Here is a 568-nt window from a genome sequence, read left to right as displayed (position 1 = left end):
AAAGCGAAAGATGCGGCTGTGACAGCGAAAAATGATGCGGAAGCAGCTCGTGATATTGCGAATACGAAAGCGGGCGAGGCGGCAAGCTCAGCGACTGAAGCTGGAAAATCAAAAGATGCAGCTAAAGCCTCTGAAGATGCAGCTAAAGTCTCTGAAATAGAAGCAGGCAAAGCGAAAACAGCGGCGGAAGTGGCTCGTGATGCAGCTGCAAATTCAGCGACTGAGGCGGGTAAATCAAAAGATGCTGCTGCCAACTCAGCAACAGAAGCAGGAAAAGCGAAAACAGCGGCGGAAGCGGCTCGTGATGCAGCTGCAAATTCAGCGACTGAGGCGGGTAGATCGAAAGATGCGGCTGCTAACTCTGCAACAGAAGCAGGAAAAGCGAAAGATGCGGCTGTGACAGCGAAAAATGATGCGGAAGCAGCTCGTGATATTGCGAATACGAAAGCGGGCGAGGCGGCAAGCTCAGCGACTGAAGCTGGAAAATCAAAAGATGCAGCTAAAGCCTCTGAAGATGCAGCTAAAGTCTCTGAAATAGAAGCAGGCAAAGCGAAAACAGCGGCGGAAG

Annotated in this window: 1 pseudogene; it reads left to right on the top strand. The window is 51.2% G+C overall.

The features are described 5' to 3' along the window. Positions 1-568, top strand: a pseudogene (locus DV424_RS08915) (hypothetical protein); the annotation flags it as partial.

Source organism: Haemophilus haemolyticus, assembly GCF_003493605.1.
GTDB lineage: Bacteria > Pseudomonadota > Gammaproteobacteria > Enterobacterales > Pasteurellaceae > Haemophilus > Haemophilus haemolyticus_J.
This window is presented reverse-complemented; position numbering and strand designations above follow the sequence as displayed.